The organism is Aestuarium sp., from assembly GCF_023253315.1.
Classification (GTDB): Bacteria; Pseudomonadota; Alphaproteobacteria; order Rhodobacterales; family Rhodobacteraceae; genus Marivivens; species Marivivens donghaensis.
On sequence record NZ_JALRGW010000229.1, the window covers coordinates 1 to 517 of the forward strand.

Annotated in this window: 1 protein-coding gene; it reads left to right on the forward strand. The window is 57.8% G+C overall.

The window, feature by feature from the left end:
- Nucleotides 1–97 precede the first annotated feature (97 nt).
- A partial coding sequence (locus tag AC1QQ2_RS15115; protein WP_479713768.1) for a helicase-associated domain-containing protein occupies nucleotides 98–517 on the forward strand: 420 nt, incomplete at its 3' end.

A 517-nucleotide genomic window follows, 5' to 3' on the forward strand; every position in this document is an offset into this window, starting at 1 on the left:
AGGGAGCAGACTGCGAGGCAGAGACGAGGAAAAACAGGCAGAGCGCACCCTCCCAATTGGCAGGATTCGCTCGGTGACGCTCAGTTAGGATTTTGGGATGCCCGGGCCACTAATCGTTCAATCGGACCGCACTGTCCTGCTTGAAACGGACCATCCCGAGGCCCAGGATGCCAGGCACGAGCTTGCGATTTTTGCCGAGTTGGAGCGGGCTCCCGAGCATATTCACACCTACCGAATCACTCGGCTCGGGCTCTGGAACGCCCGGGCTGCCGGCCATGACGCAGACTTCATAATCTCTTCCCTAGAGCGCTGGAAGAAGTATGACCTTCCCGAGGGCGTGGTACAGGAGATTCGAAACACCATATCGAGATTTGGCAGATTGAAGATTGACCGCGACTCTGCAGGGCTCGTGCTCTCGGCGGACAGCGATGCCATCCTGGTGGAGGTCAGTTCGAACAAAAAGGTCGCTGAGCTTCTAGACGGTCCTACCGAAAAGGGAATGCGGGTTCGGGACTGG